General features: G+C 71.5%; 24 protein-coding genes. 20 read left to right on the top strand and 4 right to left on the bottom strand.

Going from position 1 to position 26566, the window contains the following annotated elements; translation table 11 throughout:
• Positions 1 to 38 precede the first annotated feature (38 nt).
• Positions 39 to 1625: an ABC transporter substrate-binding protein gene (locus tag DDW44_RS02300; protein ID WP_027733000.1), complete on the top strand. Its 1587-nt coding sequence runs from the start codon at positions 39 to 41 to the stop codon at positions 1623 to 1625.
• A gap of 146 nt (positions 1626 to 1771) precedes the next feature.
• Here the strand turns inward: DDW44_RS02300 and DDW44_RS02295 are convergent, their stop codons facing one another.
• Positions 1772 to 2443 carry a response regulator gene (locus DDW44_RS02295; protein ID WP_017945425.1) on the bottom strand — a complete coding sequence of 224 codons (672 nt, stop codon included), beginning with the start codon at positions 2441 to 2443 and terminating at the stop codon, positions 1772 to 1774.
• Between the two features lie 158 nt (positions 2444 to 2601).
• Positions 2602 to 3660, bottom strand: coding sequence for a RecB family exonuclease (locus DDW44_RS02290; protein ID WP_108905368.1), 1059 nt, complete (start codon positions 3658 to 3660; stop codon positions 2602 to 2604).
• A gap of 107 nt (positions 3661 to 3767) precedes the next feature.
• Here DDW44_RS02290 and DDW44_RS02285 point away from each other — a divergent pair, with 107 nt between their 5' ends.
• From DDW44_RS02285 to DDW44_RS02275, 3 genes are all read left to right on the top strand, one after another.
• A complete protein-coding gene (locus DDW44_RS02285) occupies positions 3768 to 5015 on the top strand; it encodes a site-2 protease family protein (protein WP_108905367.1) in 1248 nt (415 codons plus the stop codon).
• Between the two features lie 43 nt (positions 5016 to 5058).
• Positions 5059 to 5946 (top strand): tRNA (adenine-N1)-methyltransferase, encoded by an 888-nt coding sequence (locus DDW44_RS02280; RefSeq protein ID WP_108905366.1) that lies wholly within the window; start codon positions 5059 to 5061, stop codon positions 5944 to 5946.
• A 298-nt stretch (positions 5947 to 6244) separates the two neighbouring features.
• Positions 6245 to 6820 carry a hypothetical protein gene (locus tag DDW44_RS02275; RefSeq protein ID WP_108905365.1) on the top strand — a complete coding sequence of 192 codons (576 nt, stop codon included), beginning with the start codon at positions 6245 to 6247 and terminating at the stop codon, positions 6818 to 6820.
• A gap of 29 nt (positions 6821 to 6849) precedes the next feature.
• Here DDW44_RS02275 and DDW44_RS02270 read toward each other — a convergent pair whose 3' ends face one another.
• Complete coding sequence (locus DDW44_RS02270) at positions 6850 to 7128, bottom strand: ferredoxin (protein ID WP_017945431.1); 279 nt, start codon at positions 7126 to 7128, stop codon at positions 6850 to 6852.
• Between the two features lie 256 nt (positions 7129 to 7384).
• On the opposite strand from DDW44_RS02270, the gene arc reads away from it, so the two are divergent.
• From arc to prcA, 5 genes are all read left to right on the top strand, one after another.
• On the top strand, positions 7385 to 9151 hold the full coding sequence (gene arc, locus DDW44_RS02265) for a proteasome ATPase (RefSeq protein WP_026164890.1): 1767 nt from the start codon (positions 7385 to 7387) through the stop codon (positions 9149 to 9151).
• Positions 9152 to 9422: 271 nt separating this feature from the next.
• Complete coding sequence (gene dop, locus DDW44_RS02260) at positions 9423 to 10934, top strand: depupylase/deamidase Dop (RefSeq protein WP_078509248.1); 1512 nt, start codon at positions 9423 to 9425, stop codon at positions 10932 to 10934.
• Between the two features lie 132 nt (positions 10935 to 11066).
• Positions 11067 to 11285 carry a ubiquitin-like protein Pup gene (locus DDW44_RS02255; protein ID WP_026164891.1) on the top strand — a complete coding sequence of 73 codons (219 nt, stop codon included), beginning with the start codon at positions 11067 to 11069 and terminating at the stop codon, positions 11283 to 11285.
• Positions 11286 to 11458: 173 nt separating this feature from the next.
• The gene (gene prcB / locus DDW44_RS02250; RefSeq protein ID WP_017945435.1) at positions 11459 to 12304 is read left to right on the top strand and encodes a proteasome subunit beta; all 846 of its coding nucleotides are present in this window, start codon (positions 11459 to 11461) and stop codon (positions 12302 to 12304) included.
• Positions 12305 to 12366: 62 nt separating this feature from the next.
• The gene (gene prcA / locus DDW44_RS02245) at positions 12367 to 13128 is read left to right on the top strand and encodes a proteasome subunit alpha (RefSeq protein WP_078503324.1); all 762 of its coding nucleotides are present in this window, start codon (positions 12367 to 12369) and stop codon (positions 13126 to 13128) included.
• A gap of 529 nt (positions 13129 to 13657) precedes the next feature.
• On the opposite strand, the gene DDW44_RS02240 is transcribed toward prcA, so the two are convergent.
• Entirely contained in the window at positions 13658 to 14695 is a 1038-nt protein-coding gene (locus DDW44_RS02240; protein WP_027732993.1) for a LacI family DNA-binding transcriptional regulator, read from the bottom strand.
• Between the two features lie 139 nt (positions 14696 to 14834).
• Between DDW44_RS02240 and DDW44_RS02235 the strand changes: the two genes are divergently transcribed.
• From DDW44_RS02235 to DDW44_RS02185, 11 genes are all read left to right on the top strand, one after another.
• The gene (locus DDW44_RS02235; protein WP_108905364.1) at positions 14835 to 16106 is read left to right on the top strand and encodes an MFS transporter; all 1272 of its coding nucleotides are present in this window, start codon (positions 14835 to 14837) and stop codon (positions 16104 to 16106) included.
• Between the two features lie 9 nt (positions 16107 to 16115).
• Complete coding sequence (pafA, locus tag DDW44_RS02230) at positions 16116 to 17477, top strand: Pup--protein ligase (protein ID WP_017945439.1); 1362 nt, start codon at positions 16116 to 16118, stop codon at positions 17475 to 17477.
• Positions 17478 to 17981: 504 nt separating this feature from the next.
• The gene (locus DDW44_RS02225; protein WP_027732991.1) at positions 17982 to 18914 is read left to right on the top strand and encodes an FKBP-type peptidyl-prolyl cis-trans isomerase; all 933 of its coding nucleotides are present in this window, start codon (positions 17982 to 17984) and stop codon (positions 18912 to 18914) included.
• A 43-nt stretch (positions 18915 to 18957) separates the two neighbouring features.
• The gene (locus tag DDW44_RS02220; protein WP_017945441.1) at positions 18958 to 19332 is read left to right on the top strand and encodes an FKBP-type peptidyl-prolyl cis-trans isomerase; all 375 of its coding nucleotides are present in this window, start codon (positions 18958 to 18960) and stop codon (positions 19330 to 19332) included.
• A 114-nt stretch (positions 19333 to 19446) separates the two neighbouring features.
• A complete protein-coding gene (locus tag DDW44_RS02215) occupies positions 19447 to 20403 on the top strand; it encodes a helix-turn-helix transcriptional regulator (RefSeq protein ID WP_018891459.1) in 957 nt (318 codons plus the stop codon).
• Positions 20404 to 20420: 17 nt separating this feature from the next.
• Positions 20421 to 21389: a helix-turn-helix transcriptional regulator gene (locus DDW44_RS02210; protein WP_018891458.1), complete on the top strand. Its 969-nt coding sequence runs from the start codon at positions 20421 to 20423 to the stop codon at positions 21387 to 21389.
• 17 nt (positions 21390 to 21406) lie between these two features.
• Positions 21407 to 21661, top strand: a complete 255-nt coding sequence (locus DDW44_RS02205; protein WP_108905363.1) for a CpXC domain-containing protein — start codon at positions 21407 to 21409, stop codon at positions 21659 to 21661.
• Between the two features lie 148 nt (positions 21662 to 21809).
• Positions 21810 to 22007: a hypothetical protein gene (locus tag DDW44_RS02200; RefSeq protein ID WP_017945445.1), complete on the top strand. Its 198-nt coding sequence runs from the start codon at positions 21810 to 21812 to the stop codon at positions 22005 to 22007.
• Between the two features lie 210 nt (positions 22008 to 22217).
• Entirely contained in the window at positions 22218 to 22508 is a 291-nt protein-coding gene (gene tatA / locus DDW44_RS02195) for a Sec-independent protein translocase subunit TatA (protein WP_017945446.1), read from the top strand.
• Positions 22509 to 22550: 42 nt separating this feature from the next.
• Positions 22551 to 23498: a twin-arginine translocase subunit TatC gene (tatC, locus tag DDW44_RS02190; RefSeq protein ID WP_017945447.1), complete on the top strand. Its 948-nt coding sequence runs from the start codon at positions 22551 to 22553 to the stop codon at positions 23496 to 23498.
• Positions 23499 to 23667: 169 nt separating this feature from the next.
• Positions 23668 to 26496 (top strand): DEAD/DEAH box helicase, encoded by a 2829-nt coding sequence (locus DDW44_RS02185; RefSeq protein WP_108905362.1) that lies wholly within the window; start codon positions 23668 to 23670, stop codon positions 26494 to 26496.
• Positions 26497 to 26566 lie beyond the last annotated feature (70 nt).

Genomic DNA, 26566 nt, shown 5'->3' with positions numbered 1-26566 from the left:
AGGGCGCGGCCGGAAACGAGAGCAAGAGGCAAGGTTCTGTGAAGGCACGATTCACGCGCACGACGGCGCCGCTGGCCGCGGGGCTGTCCGCCGTACTGCTGGCCGGCTGCGGCTCGGAGCAGGGCGACGGGTCCGACGGAGACGGCGTCCGCGTCGCCGTCGGCATCTCCGACGACGTCCTCGCCACGGACCCCGCGGACGGTTACGACCCCGGCTCCTGGCTGCTGTTCAACAACGTCTTCCAGTCCCTGATGAGCTTCCCCAAGGGCGGATCCACCCCCCAGCCCGAGGCCGCGGAGAAGTGCGGCTTCGCCAGCGGCAGCACGGTCTACCGCTGCACCCTGCGCGAGGGCCTCAAGTTCAGCAACGGCAACGATCTGACCTCGAAGGACGTGAAGTTCTCCTTCGAGCGCGCGATGAGGATCGCCAGCGACTCCGGCCCCGGCCCGCTGCTCTCCACCATCGACAGCATCGAGACGCCCGACGAGCGCACGGTCGTCTTCAACCTGAAGGTGCCCGACGCCACCTTCCCGAGCAAGATCGCCTCGGGTGCGGGCTCCATCGTGGACCACCGCGAGTACGAGGCCGACTCCCTGCGCACGGACGGCAAGGCCGTCGGCTCCGGCCCGTACCGGCTCGACTCCTTCAGCAAGCAGAAGGCCGTGTTCTCGGTCAACCCCGAGTACCAGGGCAACGCCCAGGTCCGCAACAGCGGCGTCACCCTGACGTTCTTCCGCGGCGACCAGAAGGGCCTCGGCACGGCCCTGAAGCAGGGCGACGTCGACGTCGCCTACCGAGGCCTCACCGCCCAGGACATCGACGGGCTCCAGGCCTCCGTGGAGGCCGGCAACCAGGGCATCGAGGTCGTCGAGGGCAACAGCGCGGAGGTCCAGCACCTGGTCTTCAACATGGACGATCCGGTCGCCGGCAAGCTCGCCGTCCGCCAGGCCTTCGCCTACCTCGTAGACCGGGACGCCCTGGTCCGCGACGTCTACAAGGGCACCGCCGAGCCGCTGCACTCGATCGTCCCCGCCGGTATCGCCGGTCACAACACCGCGTTCTTCGACCGCTACGGCGGCCAGCCGCAGCCGGACAAGGCCCGCAAGGCCCTGCGCGAGGCGGGCATCGACGAGAAGGTGAAGATCACCCTCTGGTCCACGCCGAGCCGCTACGGCCCGGCCACCGACCTGGAGATGGCCGCGATCGCCCAGCAGCTCAACCAGAGCGGCCTGTTCCAGGCGGACGTCAAGTCCGTCGAGTTCGAGCAGTACGAGAAGGGCATTCAGGCGGGCGAGTACGGCGTCTACGTCAAGGGCTGGGTCCCCGACTACCCGGACGCCGACAACTTCACCCAGCCGTTCTTCGGCGACGGCAACGTCCTCGGCAACGGCTACGAGAACAAGCAGATCACCGGCAAGATCATCCCGGAGACGGCGGCCGTCGCGGACCGCTCCTCCACCGGTGACAAGTTCGCCCGGCTCCAGGACATCGTCGCGGAGGAACTGCCGATCCTCCCGCTGTGGCAGGGCAAGCAGTACGCCGTCTACAACGGGAACATCACGGGCCTGGAGTGGACGCTCGACGCCTCCACGGTCTTCCGCTTCTGGGAGATCAAGAAGGGCTGACGCCCGCCGGACGGCGGGGCCCGGACCCCCGGGCCCCGCCGGGCCGCACCGCGACGGCCCCGGGAGCCGAGTCGCGCTTTCCAGGGGCCGTTCCGCCCCCGGCCGCGCGTTGCGCGCACCGCTCTGCCGCGCGTTCGGCGCGCCGGCTACTGCGCGCCGGGGCGCACCAGTCCGCTCTCGTACGCGTACACCGCCGCCTGGACCCGGTCGCGCAGGCCCAGCTTGGTCAGGACATGGCCCACGTGCGTCTTCACCGTCGTCTCGCTGACGAAGAGGTCCGCCGCGATCTCCGCGTTCGACAGGCCGCGGGCCACCAGCCTGAGGACCTCGAGCTCGCGCTCGGTCAGGGTGTGCAGCGTGTCCGGCATCGGCTCCTCGCCGGAGGGGAGATGGCCCGCGTACTTGTCCAGCAGCCGGCGCGTGATGCTCGGCGCGAGCATCGCCTCGCCCGCCGCGACCACCCGGATCGCCTGCACCAGCTCGTTCGCCGGGGCGTCCTTCAGCAGGAAGCCGCTCGCACCCGCCCGGAGCGCCTCCACGACGTACTCGTCGAGGTCGAACGTGGTCAGCACCAGCACCTTGGCCGGTCCGTCCCGCTCCGGGCCGGTGATCTGGCGCGTCGCCTCGACCCCGTCCATCCGCGGCATCCGGATGTCCATCAGCACCACGTCGGGCTGCAGCGCCCGTACCTGGTCCAGTGCCTGCAGACCGTCCCCGGCCTCACCGACCACGGCGATGTCCTGCTCGGCCTCCAGAATCATCCGGAAGCCCGTGCGCAGCAGCGGTTGGTCGTCGACGAGCAGGACGCGGATAGCCACGGAATCTCCTCAAGCAATACGGGACCGGGCCCATTCTGCCCTGCCCGCCCACGGCGGCCCGCACACCGGGTCCCGCACCGGCGGCCCGTCCGGGTGGCCCGCCAGGCACGGGCCCGCCGTCACCCGCCCCCGCCCGTCGCGTCACCCCGCCCCGTGCGTCACCCCGCGGGGACCACCGGCAGCGGGTACACCGGCGGCGTCCCGCCGAACTCCGGGCACCGGGCCTGGTGGTCGCACCAGCCGCAGAGTTTCGTCGGCCGCGGCCGCCAGTCGCCGGTCTCGGTGGCCCGCACGATGGCGTCCCACAGCGCCAGCAGCTTGCGCTCCACCCGCTCCAGGTCGGCCGGGACCGGGTCGTAGGTGAGCACCTCCCCGCTGCCCAGGTACACCAGCTGCAGCCGCCGCGGCACCACGCCCTTCAGCCGCCAGACCACCAGGGCGTAGAACTTCATCTGGAACAGCGCGCCCTCGCTGTACTCGGGGCGGGGCGCCTTGCCCGTCTTGTAGTCGACGATCCGCACCTCGCCGGTGGGAGCCACGTCCACCCGGTCGATCACCCCGCGCAGCCGCAGCCCCGACTCGAGCTCCGTCTCCACGAACAGCTCGCGCTCGGCCGGCTCCAGCCGGGTCGGGTCCTCCAGCGAGAACCAGCGCTCCACCAGCGCCTCCGCCTCGGACATCCAGCGGGCCAGCCGCTCACCGTCCTCGTCCTGCGCGAACAGCCCGGCCAGCTCCGGCCGCGCCTCCAGCAGCCGGTCCCACTGGCCGGGAATGAGCGCCCTGGCCCGGGGCGGCGTGCGCTCCGCCGCGGGCGCGTCGAAGAGCCGTTCCAGCACCGCGTGCACCAGGGTGCCCCGGGTGGCCGCCTCACTCGGCTTCTCCGGCAGCCTGTCGATCACCCTGAAGCGGTAGAGCAGCGGGCACTGCATGAAGTCGCTCGCACGCGAGGGCGACAGCGACGCCGGCGGCCGGCTCCCGTGCGCGGAGGCCGGATCCTCCGGCGGGGCCGGATGCCCGTCAGCGGAGCGCGGCACCTCCACCGGAACGGGCCGCGGCCCGCCGGCCGGACCCCGCGCGTCCGCCGGCAGGGGCTGTGACGGCACCCCGGCGGCCGTCGACGGCACCCCGGCGGCGGGGGCGGGCGTCTCCCCGGCGGACGACGGCGTCCGCTCGGGGCGCGGCGGGCCTTCCGGGACGGGCGGCTGACTCGTACTCATGACTCAGACCCTACGGCCCGCCACCGACAGCGAGCGGCATACCATCGACGGCAGACCCTCCCGCACTGCATGATCGAGCGAGCGACGCCTCGCGACGAAGGGAACACGTGAAGAAGGACGAGGAGAGCGGCGAGCGTGAGCGCGCGCGGCCCGGCACGGGGGCAGCGGACCCCGGCGGCGGAAAGCGGGACCGCTCCGCGGAGCCCGGCGGCGGCCTCCTCATGGGCCGCCCCTTCGGCGTGCCGGTGTACGTCGCCCCGAGCTGGTTCGTGGTCGCGGCCCTCATCACCTGGGTGTTCGGCGGGCAGCTCGACCGGGTCCTGCCGGAGCTCGGCGGCGCCCGCTACCTCGTCTCGCTGTTCTTCGCGGTCGCCTTCTACGCCTCCGTGCTGGTCCACGAACTGGCCCACACGGTCGCGGCTCTGCGCTACAAGCTGCCCGTACGCCGCATCCAGCTCCAGTTCTTCGGCGGCGTCTCGGAGATCGAGAAGGAGTCGGAGACCCCGGGCCGGGAGTTCGTCCTCGCCTTCGTCGGACCGCTGCTGTCGCTGGTGCTGGCCGCCGTCTTCTACGCCGGTATGCGGGCCGTGGAGCCCGGCACCGTCCCCGGCGTGCTGCTCGCCGGTCTGATGATCTCCAACCTCATCGTCGCCGCCTTCAACCTCCTCCCGGGACTGCCGCTGGACGGCGGCCGGATGCTGCGCGCGGTCGTGTGGAAGATCACCGGCAAGCCGATGAGCGGCACCGTCGCCGCCGCCTGGGTGGGCCGGGCCCTCGCCGTCGCCGTACTGATCGGCCTGCCGCTGCTCACCCACACCGGCGCCCTCGGGAACTCCACCGAGGACATCGGGGGCATGGAGACCGTGACCGACGCCCTGCTCGCCGCCATCCTCGCCGCCATCATCTGGACCGGCGCGGGCAACAGCCTGCGCATGGCGCGCCTGCGGGAGCACCTGCCCGGACTGCGGGCCCGGGCCCTCACCCGGCGGGCCGTGCCGGTGACCTCGGACACCCCGCTGTCCGAGGCGCTGCGGCGCGCCAACGAGGCCGGGGCCCGCGCCCTGGTCGTGGTCGACGGGCACGGCGACCCGAAGGCCCTGGTCCGCGAGGCCGCGATCGTCGGCGTCCCCGAGCACCGCCGCCCCTGGGTCGCCGTCGGCGGCCTCGCCCAGGACCTCACCGACGGCATGAAGGTCCCGGCCGAACTGGCCGGTGAGGCGCTCCTGGACCGGCTGCGCGCGAACCCGGCCTCCGAGTACCTGGTGGTGGAGGAGACCGGCGAGATCTACGGAGTGCTCTCCACGGCGGACGTCGAGCGCGCCTTCGTGGCGGCGATGGCCCGTCCCGGCTCCTGACCGCGTGGCACGGGCGGGTTCCCGCACCCCATACACTGGTCACATGTCCGAACCGACCGGTGCCGCCCGCCGTCGCGGGCCCTTCGAGGTCGGGGACCAGGTCCAGCTCACCGATCCCAAGGGACGCCACTACACGTTCACGCTCGAGGCCGGGAAGAACTTCCACACCCACAAGGGTTCCTTCCCGCACGACGAGCTGATCGGCGCCCCCGAGGGCAGTGTGGTCCATACCACGGGAAACGTCGCCTACCTCGCGCTGCGCCCCCTGCTCCCCGACTACGTCCTGTCCATGCCCCGCGGCGCTGCCGTGGTCTACCCCAAGGACGCGGGGCAGATCCTGGCCTTCGCCGACATCTTCGCCGGCGCGCGCGTCGTGGAGGCGGGGGTCGGCTCCGGCTCGCTGAGCGCCTTCCTGCTGCGGGCCGTCGGCGACGAGGGCATGCTGCACTCCTACGAGCGCCGCGAGGACTTCGCGGAGATCGCCAGGGGCAACGTCGAGCGCTACTTCGGCGGACCGCACCCGGCCTGGACGCTCACGGTCGGGGACCTCCAGGACAACCTGTCCGACGCCGACGTCGACCGCGTCATCCTGGACATGCTCGCGCCCTGGGAGTGCCTGGAGGCCGTCTCCAAGGCCCTCGTCCCCGGCGGCATCCTGTGCTGCTACGTGGCGACGACCACACAGCTGGCGCGGACCGTCGAGTCCATCCGCGAGATCGGGTGCTACGCCGAGCCGCAGCCGTGGGAGTCCATGATCCGCAACTGGCACGTCGAAGGGCTGGCCGTGCGCCCCGACCATCGGATGATCGGCCACACCGGCTTCCTGGTCACCGCCCGGCGGCTGGCGGACGGCGTGGAGCCGCCGATGCGCCGCCGCCGCCCCGCCAAGGGCGCCTACGGCGAGGACTACGAAGGCCCGAACAAGGGCTGAGTGCCCGTCAGGCCTCCGCCCCGCACCCCGCCCGGGCTGCGGGGCGGAGGTGTTCCCGCAACGCTGCCGGGCCGCCGAGCAGTTCCGCCCGGCGCCGGGGAACTCCACCGCGGTCCCTCTCCGTTGGACCGCCGGGTGGAGCTCGCAGGCATCCGCCCCGGTGCCCCGCCCGGTCGTCCCGGCCCGGGGTCGGTCGTCCCGCCCCCGCGGTTTCGCACCCTGCTGTTCCCGCGGCCTGTGACGTGTGGCACCATGCGGGGCACCCCCACCGGAACCGCCGCCCACAGGAGACGCCTCGGTGCAGACCTCCGCCGTCCCGGACCTCGCGCACAACCACGCCCGCCCGGTCCACTGGCTGGCCACCGCGACGGCCATGGCGGCGGTCGTCGCCGCTGCGGGGCTGCTTCAGCCGGACCACGCCAGAGCCGGGCAGGCCGGGGGCCGGGAGGCCGCCGCGGCCGCCGCGCCCGCGCCCGAGGCCACCGGCGTGCCGCTGCCCCTGGAGTGCGCGGGAGCGCCCACCGTGGTGGTGGAGCGGGCGACGGGGGACCTGGACGGCGACGGCGGCCCGGAGACGGTCGTGGCGGCGCGCTGCGAGGCCGGCTCCGGCACCCCGCCCAGCGGGATCTACGTACTGGCCCGGTCCCGCACCGGGGAGCCCCGCGTCGTCGCCACCCTGCTGGAGCCCGCGCGGCGGCAGAGCGCCGCTGGGCTCGCCGTCCGTGACGGAGTCGTCACGGCCGTCCTCCTCGGCTACTCGTCGCCGGAGGTGCCGCGCTGCTGCCCGGACGAGCGGGAGACGGTCAAGTGGCGGTGGAGCGGGGGGAAGTTCGCCGAGTCCGCCGAGGGCGGTGGCGGCACCGGGAGTGCGTGAGGGGTCACCCTCGGTCCACAACGGAGCGGCTACCCGGCGTCGGGCCCGTACACCTCGACCCCGTCCGAGACGCGTCGGACGTGGATGCAGTCGCCCGGGCACTCCTTGGCCGAGTCGATGACATCGGTCAGCAGCGGCAGCGGCACGGGCGTTGTGGCGCCCGGCTCCTGCAGCAGCTCGTCCTCGGCGCTCTTCACATAGGCCAGGCCGTCGATGTCCAGCTCGAACACCTCGGGCGCGTACTGGGCGCAGATGCCGTCGCCGGTGCACAGCCCCTGGTCGATCCAGACTTCGAGAGCCTCGTTCATGTCGCCTGCCGTTCCTGCGCGGTGTGCATCGAGCCTGTTGTATGAATACGGGCCAGCCCTGACGGGTGTTGACCGTTCCGACGATACAACCGCCCGCTTTCCGATGTTGATGGGTGGGTATTCCCCTGGCGTGAGGGAGAGCGCAAGGGTGAAGATCGGACACACCCCTACCGTCTTTGTGATCTAGGGGTTTCAATCACCACCAGCCCAGGTAGGGTCAGGAAGCGTCCAGCTCCCCTTGGAGGAGGTGAGGACCGTGGCAGCCCACGACGACGACAACAACCGCGGCTTCCGGCCGGGGCGGGGGTCTGAAGACCCCGCCGGCCAGGTCGCCTATCTCGAGCAGGAGATCGCCGTCCTGCGCCGCAAGCTCGCCGACTCTCCGCGCCATACGAGGATTCTCGAAGAGCGGATCGTCGAGCTGCAGACGAACCTGGCCGGCGTGTCCGCACAGAACGAGCGACTGGCGAACACGCTCCGTGAGGCCCGAGACCAGATCGTGGCCCTCAAGGAGGAGGTCGACCGGCTCGCGCAGCCGCCGGCCGGCTTCGGTGTCTTCCTGCAGGTCAACGAGGACGGCACCGCCGACATCTTCACCGGGGGCCGCAAGCTCCGGGTGAACGTCAGCCCCGGCGTCGAGGCCGAGGAGCTCCGGCGCGGCCAGGAGGTCATGCTCAACGAGGCGCTCAACGTGGTCGAGGCCATGGAGTTCGAGCGCACCGGGGACATCGTCACCCTCAAGGAGATCCTGGAGGACGGCGAGCGCGCCCTGGTGATCGGGCACACCGACGAGGAGCGGGTGGTGCGGCTCGCCGAGCCGCTGCTGGACGTCACCATCCGCCCCGGCGACGCCCTGCTGCTCGAGCCCAGGTCCGGGTACGTGTACGAGGTCGTGCCGAAGAGCGAGGTCGAGGAGCTGGTCCTCGAAGAGGTCCCGGACGTCGACTACGGCAAGATCGGCGGCCTCGGCGGCCAGATCGAGATGATCCGGGACGCCGTCGAGCTCCCGTATCTGTACCCCGACCTCTTCAAGGAGCACGAACTCCGGCCGCCGAAGGGCATCCTGCTCTACGGTCCGCCCGGATGCGGCAAGACGCTGATCGCGAAGGCCGTCGCCAACTCCCTTGCCAAGAAGGTCGCCGAGGTGACCGGCCAGCCCGCGGGGAAGAGCTACTTCCTCAACATCAAGGGCCCCGAGCTCCTCAACAAGTACGTCGGCGAGACCGAGCGGCACATCCGCCTGGTCTTCCAGCGTGCGCGGGAGAAGGCCAGTGAGGGCACACCCGTCATCGTCTTCTTCGACGAGATGGAGTCCCTCTTCCGCACCCGCGGCTCCGGTGTCAGCTCGGACGTTGAGAACACGATCGTCCCCCAGCTGCTCGCCGAGATCGACGGTGTGGAGGGCCTGGAGAACGTCATCGTGATCGGCGCCTCCAACCGCGAGGACATGATCGACCCCGCGATCCTGCGGCCCGGCCGGCTCGACGTCAAGATCAAGATCGAGCGTCCGGACGCGGAGGCGGCCAAGGACATCTTCGCGAAGTACCTCACGCCGTCGCTGCCGCTGCACGCCGACGACCTCTCGGAGCACACCGGCTCCAAGGAGGCCGCCGTCCAGGGCATGATCCAGTCGGTCGTCGAGCAGATGTACGCGGAATCCGAGGAGAACCGCTTCCTGGAGGTCACGTACGCCAACGGCGACAAGGAAGTCCTGTACTTCAAGGACTTCAATTCCGGCGCCATGATCCAGAACATTGTGGACCGGGCCAAGAAGATGGCCATCAAGGCCTTCCTCGACCACAACCAGAAGGGTCTCCGCGTCGCGCACCTGCTCCAGGCCTGCGTCGACGAATTCAAGGAGAACGAGGACCTGCCGAACACCACGAACCCGGACGACTGGGCCCGGATCTCCGGAAAGAAGGGCGAGCGGATCGTGTTCATCCGCACGCTCGTCACCGGAAAGCAGGGTGCGGACACCGGACGCTCCATCGACACGGTGGCGAACACCGGTCAGTACCTGTAGATCGCAGCCCGGCTGCGGATGTCCTGGGGCTCCCCCTTGGAAAGTGGGGGAGGGCATCCGCAGCCGGCTGCTTTCCGAGGGTTTCCGGACGGGTAATCGCACCACACAGGGCAATGACCGAATTGATCTCCCCACCAGCGCAGAGGCGTTCTAGGCTCGTCCGTACCGCCGCGTCGCGCCGTGCGGGGACGGGCACCGCACACGCAACGGAGAACGAGCGGTACTTGAGCGCCGCTCCCGGAGGGGAGCGCCGCCGGGCAAGGAGGGCCGCATGACCGTACGGCGAGTAATGGGCATCGAGACGGAGTACGGGATCTCCGTCCCCGGCCACCCGAACGCCAATGCCATGCTCACCTCGTCCCAGATCGTCAACGCCTACGCGGCGGCGATGCACCGGGCGCGGCGCGCCCGCTGGGACTTCGAGGAGGAGAACCCCCTGCGGGACGCCCGGGGCTTCGACCTGGCCAGGGAGGCCGCCGACTCCAGCCAGCTCACCGACGAGGACATCGGCCTGGCCAACGTGATCCTCACCAACGGCGCCCGGCTCTACGTGGACCACGCCCACCCCGAGTACAGCGCTCCCGAGGTCACCAATCCCCGCGACGCCGTGCTCTGGGACAAGGCCGGCGAGCGGATCATGGCGGAGGCGGCCGAGCGCGCCGCCCAGCTGCCCGGCGCCCAGCCCATCCACCTGTACAAGAACAACACCGACAACAAGGGCGCGTCCTACGGCACGCACGAGAACTACCTGATGAAGCGGGAGACGCCCTTCTCGGACATCGTGCGGCACCTGACGCCGTTCTTCGTGTCCCGGCAGGTCGTGACCGGTGCCGGCCGGGTCGGGATCGGCCAGGACGGCCACGAGCACGGCTTCCAGATCAGCCAGCGGGCCGACTACTTCGAGGTGGAGGTGGGCCTGGAGACCACCCTGAAGCGGCCCATCATCAACACCCGGGACGAACCGCACGCCGACGCGGAGAAGTACCGCCGGCTGCACGTGATCATCGGCGACGCCAATCTGTCGGAGATCTCCACCTACCTCAAGCTCGGCACGACCGCGCTGGTGCTGTCGATGATCGAGGACGGCTTCATCAACGTCGACCTGGCCGTCGACCAGCCGGTGCGGACACTGCACCAGGTCTCCCACGACCCGTCCCTGCAGCGGCTGGTCACGCTGCGCAGCGGCCGGACACTCACCGCCGTCCAACTGCAGATGGAGTACTTCGAGCTGGCCCGCAAGTACGTCGAGGACCGGTTCGGCGTGGACGCGGACGAGCAGACCAAGGACGTCCTGGTGCGCTGGGAGGACACCCTCAACCGGCTCGAGAACGACCCGATGAGCCTGTCCGGCGAGCTCGACTGGGTCGCCAAGCTGGAGATCCTGGAGGGCTACCGCAGGCGCGACGACCTGGACTGGGACGCGGCCCGGCTGCACCTGGTGGACCTGCAGTACGCGGACGTGCGCCCGGAGAAGGGGCTGTACAACCGCCTGGTGGCCCGGGGCAGGATGAAGCGGCTGCTGGACGAGGCCGACGTCGAGCGCGCCGAGAGCAAGCCCCCGGAGGACACCCGGGCCTACTTCCGGGGCCGCTGCCTGGAGCAGTACGCGGACGACGTGGCCGCCGCCTCCTGGGACTCGGTGATCTTCGATCTGCCGGGCCGGGATTCCCTGCAGCGCGTCCCGACGCTGGAGCCGTTGCGTGGTACACGCAACCATGTCAAGGAGCTCCTTGACCGGTGCCGGACCGCGGAGGACCTGGTCCGCGTCCTCTCCGGGGGCTGAAATGCCCCCGGTCCGGGAATCATGAAGGCGGGCCCCGGACGTTCAGGAAAGTGCGGGGCCGATGTCGGACCCTCCTTGTAGGGTCTGATCTTGAGTCCGATCCATGCGGGCAAACCGAGCGGGGTGAGGGATATGGCGACCAAGGACACCGGCGGCGGGCAGCAGCGGGCCACGCGTTCCACCGAGGAGACCGAGGAGCAGGCGCAGGACGCGCAGGCCTCCGAGGACCTCAAGGAGCGCCAGGAGAAGCTGTCCGACGACGTCGACTCCGTGCTGGACGAGATCGACGACGTCCTGGAGGAGAACGCGGAGGACTTCGTTCGGAGCTTTGTGCAAAAGGGCGGTCAGTAGCGCCCCCGGCGCCCTTGGGGACAGCCCGTCGTCCGCCCCGGCAGCGGTCCGCGCAAGGCGGCCGGTGCCGGGACGGATGACCGGCGGCGGCACGGGTAAGGTCCGTGCAGTGCATGCAAGATCGGCCCGCGGCTCGTCAGCAGGCGGGCCGCCGCCTATCCGGAAGGAAACGCGTGGAAGCCAACCCTCGTAGCACCGGGCGTCTGCCGGCAGCCTTCCTGACGCCCGGCTCGTCGTCGTTCATGGATTTCCTCGGCGAGCACTCACCCGAGCTGCTCCCGGGCAAGCGCGTCCTGCCCCCCGTGCAGGGCGTGATCGAGGCACCCCACGGCACGACGATCGTGGCCGCGTCCTTCCCCGGAGGGGTGGTGCTCGCCGGCGACCGGCGGGCCACCATGGGCAACATGATCGCCCAGCGCGACATCGAGAAGGTCTTCCCGGCCGACGAGTACTCCGCCGTCGGTATCGCCGGCACCGCCGGCCTGGCGGTGGAGATGGTCAAGCTGTTCCAGCTCGAGCTGGAGCACTTCGAGAAGGTGGAGGGCGCCCAGCTCTCCCTCGAGGGCAAGGCGAACCGCCTGTCCACGATGATCCGGAGCAATCTCGGCATGGCCATGCAGGGCCTCGCGGTGGTCCCGCTCTTCGCCGGCTGGGACGTCGACCGGGAGAAGGGCCGCATCTTCTCCTACGACGTCACCGGCGGCCGCTCCGAGGAGCACGGCTACGCCGCGACGGGTTCCGGGTCGATCTTCGCCCGGGGATCGATGAAGAAGCTCTACCGCGAGGACCTGACCGAGGAGCAGGCGCTCACCCTGGTCATCCAGGCGCTGTACGACGCGGCCGACGAGGACTCCGCCACCGGCGGACCCGACGTGGGCCGGCGCATCTACCCGATCGTCACCGTCATCACCGACGAGGGCTTCCGCAAGCTGACCGAGGCCGAGGCCTCCGAGATCGCCCACGCGGTCCTGGAGCGCCGGAGGGAGCAGCCGGACGGCCCGAGGGCCTCGCTGCTCTGACGTTCCCCGGGGCACCGCTGGGCGGTGACTCCTCGCCACTGACAGAAAGGGACGGATAGCCGGTGTCGACGCCGTTCTATGTCTCACCACAGCAAGCGATGGCCGACCGGGCGGAATACGCCCGCAAGGGCATCGCGCGCGGCCGAAGCCTGGTCGTGATGCAGTACGCCGACGGCATCGTGTTCGTCGGCGAGAACCCGTCCCGCGCGCTGCACAAGTTCAGCGAGATCTACGACCGGATCGGCTTCGCCGCGGCCGGCAAGTACAACGAGTACGAGAACCTGCGCATCGGCGGCGTCCGCTACGCCGACCTGCGCGGCTACACCTACGACCGCGACGACGTGACGGCCCGCGGCCTGGCGAACGTCTACGCGCAGACACTGGGCACGATCTTCTCCAGTGCCGGCGAGAAGCCGTACGAGGTCGAGCTGGTCGTCGCCGAGGTCGGCACCTCGCCCGAGGGCGACCAGATCTACCGGCTGCCGCACGACGGCTCGATCGTGGACGAGCACGGCTCGGTCGCGGTCGGCGGCAACGCCGAGCAGATCAGCTCCTTCCTCGACCAGCGGCACCGTGACGGGATGTCGCTCGCCGAGGCGCTGAAGCTCGCGGTGCAGGCCCTGTCCCGCGACACCAACGGCGGCGAGCGGGAGATCCCCGCGGAGCGCCTCGAAGTCGCGGTCCTGGACCGCACCCGCCCCCAGCAGCGCAAGTTCAAGCGGATCGTGGGCCGCCAGCTCTCCCGCCTGCTGGGAGCCGCCGACGCAGCCTCCGCTCCGACGGAGGCCCCGTCGGACGAGGAGACCCCGGAGGAGGAGGCGTAGCCCGCACCCCCGTCCGCCGCGCCCCGCCCGCGATCCCCGGGTTCTCCCGATCGCCGGCGGGGCGCGGGCGTGTGGGGGCGAGGAGCCGGTACGGCGGGATGCGGACGTGCCCGATCGCGGTCGCACACACCGGGCAGCGTCGCCTCCGCCCGCGGGCGTACGGCGCACCGTTCGCCGCGAGCCCCGCCGGAACGCGTCCGCAGGGCGGGCGGTGCGTGGCCGTGTGCGCCGCGGCGGTTCGCGTCCGGGGCCGGATCGCCCCTCGCCCACACTCCGGCGGACCGCGTCCGGAGGGCGGGCGGTGCGGGCGGTGCGGGCGGTGCGGGCGGTCTTGTGCGCACGGGGAATCCGCCCGCGGTCCGGCCTGAGCGGCGCGGACCGCGCCCACCCCACCGCCGGGCGCGGGGCGGCACGCGCCGTGCAGGCCCGGCGGGTCTTCTCCCAGGGCCGCGCAGGCCGTCCGTGTCTGCTCCCCCGGGCGCGGAGGCGCCCACGCGCCGGGGCGCTCCGCATCCGCCCCGGCGCGCCCTCAGACCGCCGGTGCGGGGCCCGTGGAGCCCCGCGGGACCAGGGTGACCGGCAGGGCTCCGGAGGCCGGAGGGCGGGACGAGGGAACGTCGAGGAGCGCGAGGAGCGCGGTCATGCCCTCCCGGCCGATCCGTTCGGCCGGGAGGCGGACCGTGGTGAGCTCCGGCTCCACCGCCGTCGCCAGGGCCAGATCGTCGAATCCGGTCACCGAGACGTCCTCCGGCACCCGCAGGCCCATGCGGCGGACCGCCTTGCAGGCGCCCGCCGCGAGGATGTCGTCGTCGCAGACCAGGGCGGTGGGACGCGGCCCCGGAGCGCCGAGCGCCCGCCCGGCGGCCTCCAGTGCACCGGTCACGTCGAGCGGCGACGGAACCGTCCGGAGTTCCGCCTCGGCAACCGCCCCCAGAGCTTCCTCCAGCGCCCGCGCCCGCACCGCGAACGTCCAGGACGGCACCGCGGACGCGAGATGGACGAAGCGCCGGTGACCGAGGCCGAGCAGATGATCAGCCACCTGCCGCATGCCGTCCGCCACGTCCAGGTTCACCTGGGCCGCGGACGCCGGGTCCGCGGGATCGCTGTCCAGCATCACCAGCGGCAGATCGGACCCGCGGATCGCGTCCAGCGCCCCCGCCGCCATCGAGGAGGCGATCACCCCGTCCAGGGCGGCCCGTGCGGACGGGAAGGGATCCCGTGCGGGTCCCACGCCCCCGGGGGAGGGGTACAGCACCACGCCGAAACCGTGCTCGGCGGCGACCGCCGCCGCACCTCCGTACACCCGTGCGAAGAACTCGTTGGTCAGTGCGGGGACCACCAGCAGCGCCGTCCGCGTCCGGCCGAGCCGCAGATTGCGAGCGGCGAGATTCGGCCGGTAGCCGAGCTCGGCCGCCGCGTCGCGCACCAGACCCGCGGTGCGCTCGGACACCCGGCCGCGCCACTTCCCGCCCAGCACCAGCGACACGGTGGCCTGGGACACCCCGGCCGCCCGCGCCACGTCCCTGCTGGTCGGCCGCGCCCCGCCGGTGGGTTCCCGGGTCTGCACACTCGCCTCCGCGCTCGGTCCCCGTACACCGCGGGAGTGGACTCGCGGCATCTGACATGGTACGTATGACGCAGCTAGTTATACGTAAAACTTCCCTGGCCGGGGCACCCGACCGGGCGGCAGCGAAGAGGCGGAAGCGATGGGCACCGGACTCGCCGGGTACACGGACATCCTCAAGGCCCCCCATGCGGCGCGTCTGCTCACGGGCACGCTGGTGGGCCGGCTGCCCAACGCCGTCGCACACATCGCGATCGTGCTCTTCGCCCGCGCCGAGGGCGGCAGCTACACCCTCGCCGGCGCCCTCGCGGCCGTCTACGGACTGACCACGGCAGCCGGCCAGCCGCTCCTCGGCCGCATGGTCGACCTGTACGGGCAGCCCCGCGTCCAGTTCCCCGCCGCCGTCCTCTCGGCTGCCGGCATGGCCGTACTCGCCGCCTCCGGCATCGGTTCGCTCGCCGTGGCCTACAGCGCCGTCGCCGTCGCCGGGTTCTTCACCCCGCCGCTGGAAGGCGGGCTGCGTGCCCTCTGGCCGGACGTGCTCGGCCGCCGGGAGGACCGGGTGCACCGCGCGTACGCCATGGACGCGATAGCCCAGGAGATCATGTTCACGGTCGGGCCGCTGCTGGTCACGCTGCTGGTCTGGCTGATGTCGCCCGCCGCCGCGCTGCTCGCCGTCAACGCGCTGGGCGTCCTCGGCGCACTCTCCGTGGTGGTCTCCGAACCCTCCCGGTCCTGGCGGTCCGCGCCGCGTGAGGCCCACTGGCTCGGCGCCCTGCGCTCGCCCGGGCTGCTCGCCCTGCTCGGCTGCTTCTTCTTCGTCGGCCTCGCCCTCGGCTCCATCACGGTCGCCGCCCTCGCGTACGCCGACGACCGCGGCGGTGACGCCGTGTACGGCTGGTTCATGGCCGCCCTGGGCCTCGGCGCGCTCGTCGGCGGCGTCGCCTACGGCGCACGGGACTGGGCCGGTGCGCCGGAACGCCGGCTGCGAGTGATCACCGGGCTGCTCGCCCTCGGCTATCTGCCGCTGATGCTCACCCCCGGCGTCCCCGCCATGACCGCGCTCGGTGTCGTCTCCGGGCTGTTCCTCGCGCCCGCGATCGCCTGCGCCTTCATCGTCGTCGACCGGCACGCCCCGCGCGGCACCGTGACCGAGGCGTTCTCCTGGCTGGTGACCACCTTCGGCGTCGGCGCCGCCGTCGGTACGGCCGCCGCCGGCCCCGCCGTGCAGTACGGAGGGACCGCCGCGGGCTTCGCCGTCGCCGGCTGCGGCGGGGTCGCCGCGCTGCTGGTGCTGCTGGCCACCGGACGGGTCCTCGCAGTTCCCGGCGGCGGCGCACATCTCGCGTCGGCGGGGGAAAATGATCGAAGCGGTGCCGCCGAACCCGGTTTCAGCTCAGGCCATCGGGCGTAATGTTCCCTCATGGACCGCCGCATTTTCGGGCTGGAGAACGAGTACGGCGTCACGTGCACGTTCAGGGGACAGCGCCGACTGTCACCTGACGAAGTGGCGCGCTACCTCTTCCGCCGAGTCGTGTCATGGGGCCGCAGCAGCAATGTCTTCCTGCGCAACGGGGCCCGCCTCTACCTCGACGTGGGTTCGCATCCGGAATACGCAACTCCCGAATGTGACAACGTGACCGAACTGGTCACCCACGACAAGGCCGGGGAGCGCATCCTCGAAGGCCTGCTCGTCGACGCCGAACGCCGCCTGCACGAGGAGGGGATCGCGGGCGACGTCTATCTCTTCAAGAACAACACCGATTCGGCGGGAAACTCCTACGGATGCCATGAGAACTACCTCGTGGCCCGGCACGGAGAGTTCTCCCGGCTCGCGGACATCCTCATTCCGTTCCTCGTCACCCGGCAGCTGCTCTGCGGCGCGGGAAAGGTGCTCCAGACCCCTCGTGGCGCCGTGTTCTGCGTCAGCCAGCGCGCCGAGCACATCTGGGAGGGCGTCAGCTCCGCGACCACCCGCTCCCGGCCCATCATCAACACCCGGGACGAGCCGCACGCCGACGCCGAGCGCTACCGCCGCCTGCACGTCATCGTCGGCGACTCCAACATGTCGGAGACGACCATGCTGCTCAAGGTCGGGGCCACCGACCTGGTGCTGCGCATGATCGAGGCGGGCACGGTCATGCGCGACCTGACGCTGGAGAACCCGATCCGGGCCATCCGCGAGGTCAGCCACGACATCACCGGCCGGCGCAAGGTGCGCCTGGCCAGCGGCCGCGAGGCCTCCGCCCTGGAGGTCCAGCGCGAGTACTACGAGAAGGCGGTGGACTTCGTCGACCGCCGGGGCATCCGCACCGGCACGGTCGCGCAGGTCCTGGAGCTGTGGGGGCGCACCCTCGACGCCATCGAGCAGGAGGACCTCGACAGCATCGGCACCGAGATCGACTGGGTGATGAAGTACAAGCTCATCGAGCGGTACCGGGCCAAGCACAACATGACGATGTCGCACCCGAGGGTCGCGCAGATAGACCTCGCGTACCACGACATCCACCGCAGGCGCGGCCTCTACTACCTCCTGGAGAAGAAGGGCCAGGCCACCAGGATCTGCAACGACCTCAAGATCTTCGAGGGCAAGTCCGTGCCCCCGCAGACCACCAGGGCGCGGCTGCGCGGCGACTTCATCCGCCGGGCGCAGGAGCAGCGGCGGGACTTCACCGTCGACTGGGTGCACCTCAAGCTCAACGACCAGGCGCAGCGCACCGTGTTGTGCAAGGACCCGTTCCGCTCCGTGGACGACCGGGTGGAGAAGCTGATCGCCGGAATGTAGGGGTCCGGTCCGCCCGGCGGGACGCGGCGGGCGGACCGGGACGCCACCCGAGCCCCGTACGGGATCCGTACGGGGCTCTCTGCACGGCCCAAGAGCCCTCCCGCAGCCCCGGCGCACCGGCGTGCGGCACCGGCTGCCATGCCGTACGCGAGGGGCCTACCGGGGTCCACCCGTGGTTCCGGGGTGGCGCCTTCCGGGGCCTGCGGGGTTCCAGGGTGTGGGGTCTCCCCGGGCCTGTAGAACCTCGGGGGTGGGGTCTCCCCGGGCCGGCGGGCCTCAGGGGGTGGGCCTTCCCGCGTCGACGGGCCTCAGAGGGTGGGGTCTCCCCGGGCCCTCAAGGCCCAGGGGAATGCCGCGGCGGAGAGTCGTCCTCGTACCGTCCGTATTCGGCTGGTTCGGCCACGCGGCGAGGTGCCGCGGCCCGCGTCGTGTGCCCGCCGGGGAGGCGAGGACTGCCCTTAGAGTGTCGAGCGACCGATGTGCCGTCTGAGATCTGAGGAACACGTGCGCCGACTTGCCGGCCTGCTCGTCGTGCCCCTGCTGCTGCTCTCCACAGCGGCGTGCGGCGACGACAAGGGCTCCAACTCCGCCCAGACGTCGAACGGACTGCCCGCCATCACCGCGGGTGCGAAGTTCGGCGAGAAGCCCACGCTCGCCAAGGGCGAGGGCGAGCCGCCCAAGGACCTCAAGGTCGAGGTCGTCAGCGAGGGCAAGGGCCAGGTCCTCAAGAAGGGCGACCAGGCCCAGGTCGACTACCTCGGCCAGGTGTGGGACGGCGACAAGCCGTTCGACAACAGCTTCGACCGCGGCGAGCCGTTCGCCGTGACCATCGGCGGCGGCGGCGTCATCGAAGGCTGGCAGAAGGCTCTCACCGGCCAGAAGGTCGGCAGCCGTCTGGAGGTGTCCATCCCGCCGTCGCTCGCCTACGGCAGCAGCGGTCAGGGCGACATCCCGCCGAACGCGACGCTGGTGTTCGTCATGGACATCGTCAAGGGCACCACCCTCCCCGTGTCCGCCAAGGGCACCGAGGTCGCCCAGGACAACATCGACCTGCCCAAGGTCGGCACGAACACCGACGGCAAGGCGCCCTCGCTCACCGTGCCGAAGAAGCCCGCGCCGACCAAGCTGGTCTCCAACTACGTCATCGAGGGCAGCGGTCCCGCGGTCAAGGCCGGCGACACGGTGGCCGTCCAGTACAAGGGCGTCCTGTGGAACGACGGCAAGGAGTTCGACAGCAGCTACTCCAAGGGCGCCCCCGTCACCTTCCCCCTCTCCGGCGTGATCCCCGGCTGGTCGAAGGGCCTGGAGGGCAAGAAGGTCGGCAGCCGGGTGCTGCTCGTCGTGCCGCCGGACATGGCCTACGGCGACCAGGGCCAGGGCCCCATCCCGGCGAAGTCCACGCTGGTGTTCTCCGTGGACATCCTGGCGGTTCTGTAAGACTGTCCGCGTTGACTCGCACAGAGAGCGCAAGGAGCAACACGTGAGCATCGAGAAGCCCGAGATCGACTTCCCTGGCGGCGAGCCGCCGGCCGACCTTGAGATCAAGGACATCTGGGAGGGCGACGGGCCCGAGGCCAAGGCGGGGGACACCGTCTCCGTCCACTACGTGGGCGTGGCCTTCTCCACCGGCGAGGAGTTCGACGCCTCCTGGAACCGCGGCACCCCGCTGCAGTTCCAGCTCGGCGTCGGCCAGGTCATCAAGGGCTGGGACCAGGGTGTGCAGGGCATGAAGGTCGGCGGCCGCCGTCAGCTGACCATCCCCGCGCACCTCGCCTACGGCGACCGGGGAGCCGGTGGCGGCCGTATCGCCCCGGGCGAGACGCTGATCTTCGTCTGCGACCTGGTCGCGATCTGATCGCAACCGGTCCTTCGGGGCCCACGCCCGCACGGGCGTGGGCCCCGCGCTTTTGCCACGACGCTCCGTAGCGGTAGGTTCGACGATCAGAAGAACGGGTGAGGAAGGGCGTCGATGGCCATTGCCAAGGCCGAGCGGCTGATGAATCTGGCGCTGTGTCTGCTCGGGACGCGGCGGCCGCTCAGCAAGCGGGAGCTGCGCGGCTCCATCGAGGCCTACCTGGAAGCCGCCTCCGACGACGCGTTCAACCGGATGTTCGAGCGCGACAAGGACGACCTGCGCGAACTCGGACTGGTCATCGCCACCGTGGACAACCTCGACGGCGAGACCGGCTATCTCGCCCGCCGCGACTCCAACCGGCTGCCGCCCATCACCCTCGACGCCGAGGAGGCAGCGGCGCTCGGGCTCGCCGCCAAGGTCTGGCAGCAGGCCCGGCTCGCGGGAGCGGCCAGCGGCGCCCTGCAGAAGCTGCGCGCCGCCGGCATGCCCGAGGCGCGGGACCCGTACGAGGCCCAGCACAGCGCACTCGAACCGCGCATCCCCGTCCACGAGGCGGCCTTCGAGCCGCTGATGCTCGCCTGCCGGGACCGGCGCCCCGTCGTCTTCGACTACCGCAAGTCCAACGCCGTCCGCCCCGAGACCCGCCATGTCGAGCCCTGGACGCTGGAGTGCTGGCGCGGGCACTGGTACCTCGCCGGCTGGGACCGCGACCGCGGCGCCGAACGCGTCTTCCGCCTCTCCCGCATCACCGGGAGGGTCCGCTCCCGCGCCGGCTCCTTCACCGCGCCCGTACCCGACGTGGTCACCGTCCGGGAGACGGTCGAGAGCTGGGCCGGCGAGACCGCCACCAGGTCCGCCCGGATCAGGCTGCGGGCGGGTTCCGGCTACCCGCTGCGCGCCCGCGCCACGTCCGTGCGGGAACTCGGCGACGGCTGGGACGAGTTGGAGATTCCGTACGGACACGGCCTGGACGCCTGGCTGGTGGAGTTCGGACCGGACGTCGTCGTACTCGAGCCCGCGGACCTGCGGGCCGACGTGGTGGACCGGCTGCGCGCCGTGGCCAAGGGCTGAGGGGGACTCGTACAGGCATGGCCGCCAACGCCATCGACCAGACCCGGCGGATGCTCTCGCTGGTGACATATCTGCGGGAACGCCCCGGAGCGCGTGTCGGGGATGTCGCCCGGGCCTTCGGGATCACCGAGGACGAGCTGATCTCCGACCTGGACGTGCTGCCCATGTGCGGGACCAGCTTCCGCGGCGGCGATCTCCTGGACATCGACACCGACGGCGAACGCATCTGGTGGCACAACCCCGACGACGTCGCCGAGCCGCTCCGGCTGGCCGCCGACGAGGCGACGGCGCTGCTGGTCGCCGCACGCGCCGTCGCCACGCTGCCCGGGTTGCGGGAAGGCGACCGCGAGGCGCTAGTCCGGGCCACCGCCAAGCTGGAGGCCGCGGCCGGCGAGTCCGCCGGCGCCAGCTCCCGGCTCTCCGTGACCTTCGAATCCGAGGGGGGCGTCTTCGCCGACGTCGACCGCGCCATCTCGGAGCGCCGCAGACTGTGGCTGCGCTACTACTCCCCGGCGCGGGACGAGCTCACCGAGCGCGAGGTCGACCCGATCCGCCTCTTCGCCGTCGGCCATACCTATATGGAGGGCTGGTGCTACCTCTCCGAGGCGCGCCGGACCTTCCGGCTCGACCGGGTGGCCGAGATCCGGCTGCTGGACGAGCCGTCGGCACCGCCCGAGACGGAGCTGCGCGATCTGTCGGAGGGGCTGGTGCAGCCCTCGGCCGAGGACCCCGAGGTCGTGGTCGAGGTCGGCCCGGGCGGCCGCTGGGTGGCCGAGTACTACCCCCACGACAGCGCGGAGGAGCAGCCCGGCGGCGGCCTGCGGATCAGCCTGCGCACCCCCGACCCGGCGTCCCTGCGGCGGCTCGCGCTCCGGCTCGGGCGCGACGGCCGGATCGTGTCGCCGCCCGGCCTCGCGGAGAGCGCGCGGCAGGCGGCACGTGAGGCGCTCGCCGCGTACGACAGCCAGGACGGGCGGCCCGAATGAGGGGGAACAGGACCGATATGCCCTCTCTGGCCGGGATCCCGGCACCGAGGGTCCCCATCCTCTTCAAGGCCGCCTGCCCCGACTGCCGCGGCCGCTTCGAACTGGCGGCGGGCGCGCTGCGCCTCGCGATCGGCGCGAGCCGCCGGACCACCTTCTACTCCTTCACCTGCCCCGGGTGCGGGGCCGCCGTACGCAAGCCGGCGGGGGAGCGGATCGTCGAGCTCCTCACCGGCGGCGGGGTGCGGACCCTGCGCCTCCACTCCACCGTCTGATCCCCTCCACTCCTCCTCCGGTCGCTCCTCCCTCCGCTCCTCCCACCGCTCCTCCGCTGCCGTGCCCGGCGGCGCCCGCCCGTCGAGGCACCTGCCGGCCGGCGGGACGGGGCGGAGACCGCCGGAAAGGGGCACTAGGCTCTGCTCCATGTTCTGGCCCATGCTCGCCATCGCCCTGGGGTTCCTCGGGATCGCCGTCCTCGGTGTCCTCGGTGTCCGCGTCTTCCTGGAGGCCCGGCGGCTGGGCCGGCAGGTGGCCGCCACCGCGGAGCGCGTCAGCCGCGCGGCCGAGGACCTGGAGAGAGCGGCGGCGGGCCTGGCGCGCACCGGCGAGGCCCTGCGGTAGCGCGGGCGGGCTCCTCCGGGGAACGGCCCGGAGGTACCCTGCCTCTGATGCGCCTGCTGTCCGTTCGGGTCGCAATCGTCCGTATGCACAGGCATTGCCCTGCGTTTACTCCGGCGGGTTACGATCGCAGTCACACTGGTGATCGGACTCCTGTCCGACCGTCCCCCGGGCAGCCCGCCCTTCAGTCGCCCAGTCAGAAGGAAGTCGCACATGATCGGCAATCTGAAGCCCCTCGAGATCATTCTGATCATCGTGGTGATCCTGTTGCTGTTCGGCGCCAAGAAGCTGCCCGACATGGCCCGCTCGCTCGGCAAGTCCGCCCGGATCCTGAAGAGCGAGGCGAAGGCGATGAAGAAGGACGGCGAGTCCTCGGACGGCCAGTCGGCGCCCGGCACCGGCACCGCCGCCCAGAACGAGGCCCCCCGCACCATCCAGGCCGCCCCCGGCGATGTGACGAGCAGCCGCCCGGTCTCGGAGCCGAACCGCACCACCCAGAGCTGACCCGGTTCCCCTGACGGTTCCCGCACGAGACGAGGAAGTGGGTTGCTCAAGTCTGCCCGCAAGCAGGACAAGGACGTCGAGGGGCGGATGCCTCTCGGAGAACACCTGCGTGAGTTGCGCAACCGGCTGCTGAAGTCGGTGCTGGCGATCGCGGTGGTCACGATCGTCGCGGCCTTCTTCCAGAAGGACATCTTCGCCTTCCTGATGCGGCCGATCCTGGAGTCGGTCGGCTGCGCGAACGGTCAGGTCGTCATGCGCAACGGCCAGCTCTGCGCCGAGATGACCACACAGGGTCTGCTGTCACCGTTCACCATCGCGCTGAAGGTCGCCCTGATGGCGGGCGTCCTGGCGGCTACCCCGGTCTGGCTCTACCAGCTCTGGGCGTTCGTCGCCCCCGGGCTGCACAACCACGAGAAGCGCTACGCGCTGAGCTTCGTGGCCGCCGGCGTACCGCTGTTCCTGGGCGGCGCCTACCTGGCGTACTCGATCCTGCCGCAGACCGCCGAGATCATGCTCGGCTTCGCGCCGTCCGGCGCGAGGCCCCTGCTGCCGCTGGACGACTACCTGGACCTGATCACCCGCATGGTGATCGTCTTCGGTATCGCCTTCGAGCTCCCGCTGCTCCTCATCCTGCTCAACATGACCGGTGTGCTGACCGGCAGGCGGATGCTGCGCTGGTGGCGCGGAATGATCATCGGCCTCACCGCCTTCGCCGCGATCGCCACGCCCGGCGGCGAGCCCATCTCGATGCTGCTCCTCGCGGGCCCGCTGGCCGTCCTCTACTTCATCGCCGTGGGCTTCTCCTTCCTCAACGACGCCCGCCGCGGACGCAAGAACCCGGACGCCGGCCTGAGTGACGACGAGGCCTCCGAGCTCGATCTCACCCCCGAGGCCGTCGGCGAGGTCGAGGCCGTCCCCGCCGCCCGCGCGCTCCCCGAGCAGCAGAGCGGCGACCGGGACCGGATCAACGGGTACGACGACGTCACCTGACCGGGGTTCCCGAGGGGTGGGCGCGCCTCCCGCACGAGCAGGGCCGCGACCTCACCCCACGGGACCCCCGAGGGCGGGCGCGCCCCTCCCGCGCTCGCTCGCCCCGAGCCCGCCGCCTCGAATAAGCTCGCGCCCACTGTCGGACCCGGCGGGTAGGCTCGACTGCAAGATGACACAGGACCTCTCACCCGCTGAGCGCTACGCCGCCGCTCGGATCCGCGCCGCCGAGCGGGCCACCGCGCTCGCTCCCTTCCGCGAGATGTACGACTTCGAGCTGGACCCGTTCCAGATCGAGGCCTGCGAGGCGCTCGAGGCCGGCAAGGGCGTGCTCGTGGCGGCTCCCACGGGTTCCGGAAAGACGATCGTCGGCGAGTTCGCCGTGCACCTCGCCCTCTCGCAGGGGCGCAAGTGCTTCTACACGACCCCGATCAAGGCGCTGTCCAACCAGAAGTACTCGGATTTGGTGAAGCGGTACGGCCCCGGGAAGGTCGGCCTGCTCACCGGCGACAACAGCGTCAACTCCGAGGCGCCGGTGGTCGTCATGACCACCGAGGTTCTGCGCAACATGCTGTACGCGGGCTCCCAGTCGCTGAGCGGCCTCGGATACGTGGTCATGGACGAGGTGCACTACCTCTCCGACCGCTTCAGAGGCGCCGTCTGGGAGGAAGTGATCATCCACCTCCCCGAGTCGGTGACCCTGGTGTCGCTCTCGGCGACGGTGTCCAACGCGGAGGAGTTCGGTGACTGGCTGGACACCGTCCGCGGCGACACCGAGGTGATCGTCTCCGAATCGCGCCCCGTGCCCCTGTGGCAGCACGTGCTGGCCGGACGCCGGATGTACGACCTCTTCGAGGAGGAGACCGACCACGGCGGCCGCGGCGCGGCCCGGCGCGAGGTCAACCCCGACCTGGTCCGGCTGGCCAGGATGGAGAACTCGCGCACGTACAACCCGCGTGATCGCCGCCGCGGCAAGATGGTCCGCGAGGCCGACCGCGAGCGGGAGCGCCGGCAGCGCGGCCGCATCTGGACCCCCGGAAGACCCGAGGTCATCGAACGGCTGGACGCGGAAGGGCTGCTGCCCGCCATCACGTTCATCTTCAGCCGGGCCGGCTGCGAAGCCGCCGTCCAGCAGTGCCTGTTCGCCGGACTGCGGCTCAACGACGAGGAGGCGCGCCTGGAGGTACGGGCGATCGTCGAGGAGCGCACGGCCTCCATCCCGCGCGAGGACCTCCACGTCCTCGGCTACTACGAGTGGCTGGAGGGCCTGGAGCGGGGCATAGCCGCGCACCACGCCGGAATGCTCCCCACGTTCAAGGAAGTCGTCGAGGAGCTCTTCGTCCGCGGCCTCGTCAAGGCCGTCTTCGCCACCGAGACCCTGGCCCTCGGCATCAACATGCCCGCCAGGTCCGTGGTGCTGGAGAAGCTCGTCAAGTGGAACGGCGAGCAGCACGCCGACATCACCCCCGGCGAGTACACCCAGCTGACCGGACGCGCCGGGCGCCGCGGCATCGACGTGGAGGGCCACGCCGTCGTGCTCTGGCAGCGCGGCATGGACCCGGGCGCGCTCGCCGGCCTCGCCGGCACCCGTACGTATCCGCTGCGCTCCAGCTTCAAGCCGTCGTACAACATGGCGGTCAACCTGGTGCAGCAGTTCGGCCGGCACCGCTCACGGGAACTGCTGGAGACCTCCTTCGCGCAGTTCCAGGCGGACAAGTCGGTCGTCGGCATCTCGCGTCAGGTGCAGCGCAACGAGGAGGGGCTCGAGGGCTACCGGGAGGGCATGACCTGCCACCTGGGCGACTTCGAGGAGTACGCGCGGCTGCGCCGCGAACTGAAGGACCGTGAGACCGAACTGGCCAAGCAGGGCGCCGCCCAGCGCCGGGCGGCCGCCGCGGACTCGCTGGAGAAGCTCAAGCCGGGCGACGTCATCCACGTCCCCACCGGCAAGTTCGCCGGGCTCGCCCTGGTCCTCGACCCCGGGCTGCCGGCGGGCCGATCCAACGGCCACCGCGGGTACGAGTACCACGACGGGCCGCGCCCCCTGGTGCTGACCGCCGAGCGCCAGGTCAAGCGGCTCGCCTCGATGGACTTCCCGGTCCCCGTCGAGCCGTTGGAGCGAATGCGCATCCCCAAGTCCTTCAACCCGCGTTCGCCCCAGTCCCGGCGCGACCTCGCGTCCGCCCTGCGGACCAAGGCCGGGCACATCGTGCCCGACCGGCACCGCAGGCCGCGCGCCGCCGCCGCGGACGACCGCGAGATCGCCAGGCTGCGCCGGGAGATCCGCGCCCATCCCTGCCACGGCTGCGACGAGCGCGAGGACCACGCCCGCTGGGCCGAGCGCCACCACCGGCTCCAACGCGACACCCGCCAGCTGGAGCGGCGCATAGAGGGCCGGACGAACACCATCGCCCGGACCTTCGACCGCATCGTCGCGCTGCTCACCGAGATGGACTACCTCCGCGGCGACGAGGTCACCGAGCACGGCCGCCGGCTCGCCCGGCTCTACGGCGAACTGGACCTGCTGGCCAGCGAATGCCTGCGCGACGGAGTGTGGGAAGGGCTGAACCCGGCCGAACTGGCCTCCTGCGTCTCGGCGCTGGTGTACGAGGCGCGGCAGGCCGACGACGCCGTGGCCCCGAAGCTGCCCTCCGGCAAGGCGAAGGCCGCGCTCGGCGAGATGGTCCGGATCTGGGGCCGGCTGGACGCGCTGGAGGAGGAGTTCCGCATCAACCAGGCCGAAGGCGTGGGGCAGCGCGAGCCCGACCTCGGATTCGCCTGGGCGGTGTACCAGTGGGCCTCGGGCAAGGGCCTGGACGAGGTGCTGCGTGAGGCGGAGATGCCCGCGGGCGACTTCGTGCGCTGGAGCAAGCAGGTCATCGACGTCCTCGGCCAGATCGCGGCCGCGGCGCCCGGCGGGGACTCCACGGTGGCGCGCAACGCGCGCAAGGCCGTGGACGCGGTGCTGCGCGGCGTGGTGGCGTACAGCTCGGTCGGCTGACCGCCGGGGCGGTCCGGCACGCCACCCGTCCGAGGGCCACGCGCACCAGCTGCCCGTGGACCCGCAGCCA

The sequence above is a fragment of the Streptomyces tirandamycinicus genome (assembly GCF_003097515.1).
Lineage (GTDB): Bacteria > Actinomycetota > Actinomycetes > Streptomycetales > Streptomycetaceae > Streptomyces > Streptomyces tirandamycinicus.
Note: the sequence above shows the minus strand (reverse complement) of the source record. Positions and strands in the feature narration are given on the sequence as shown.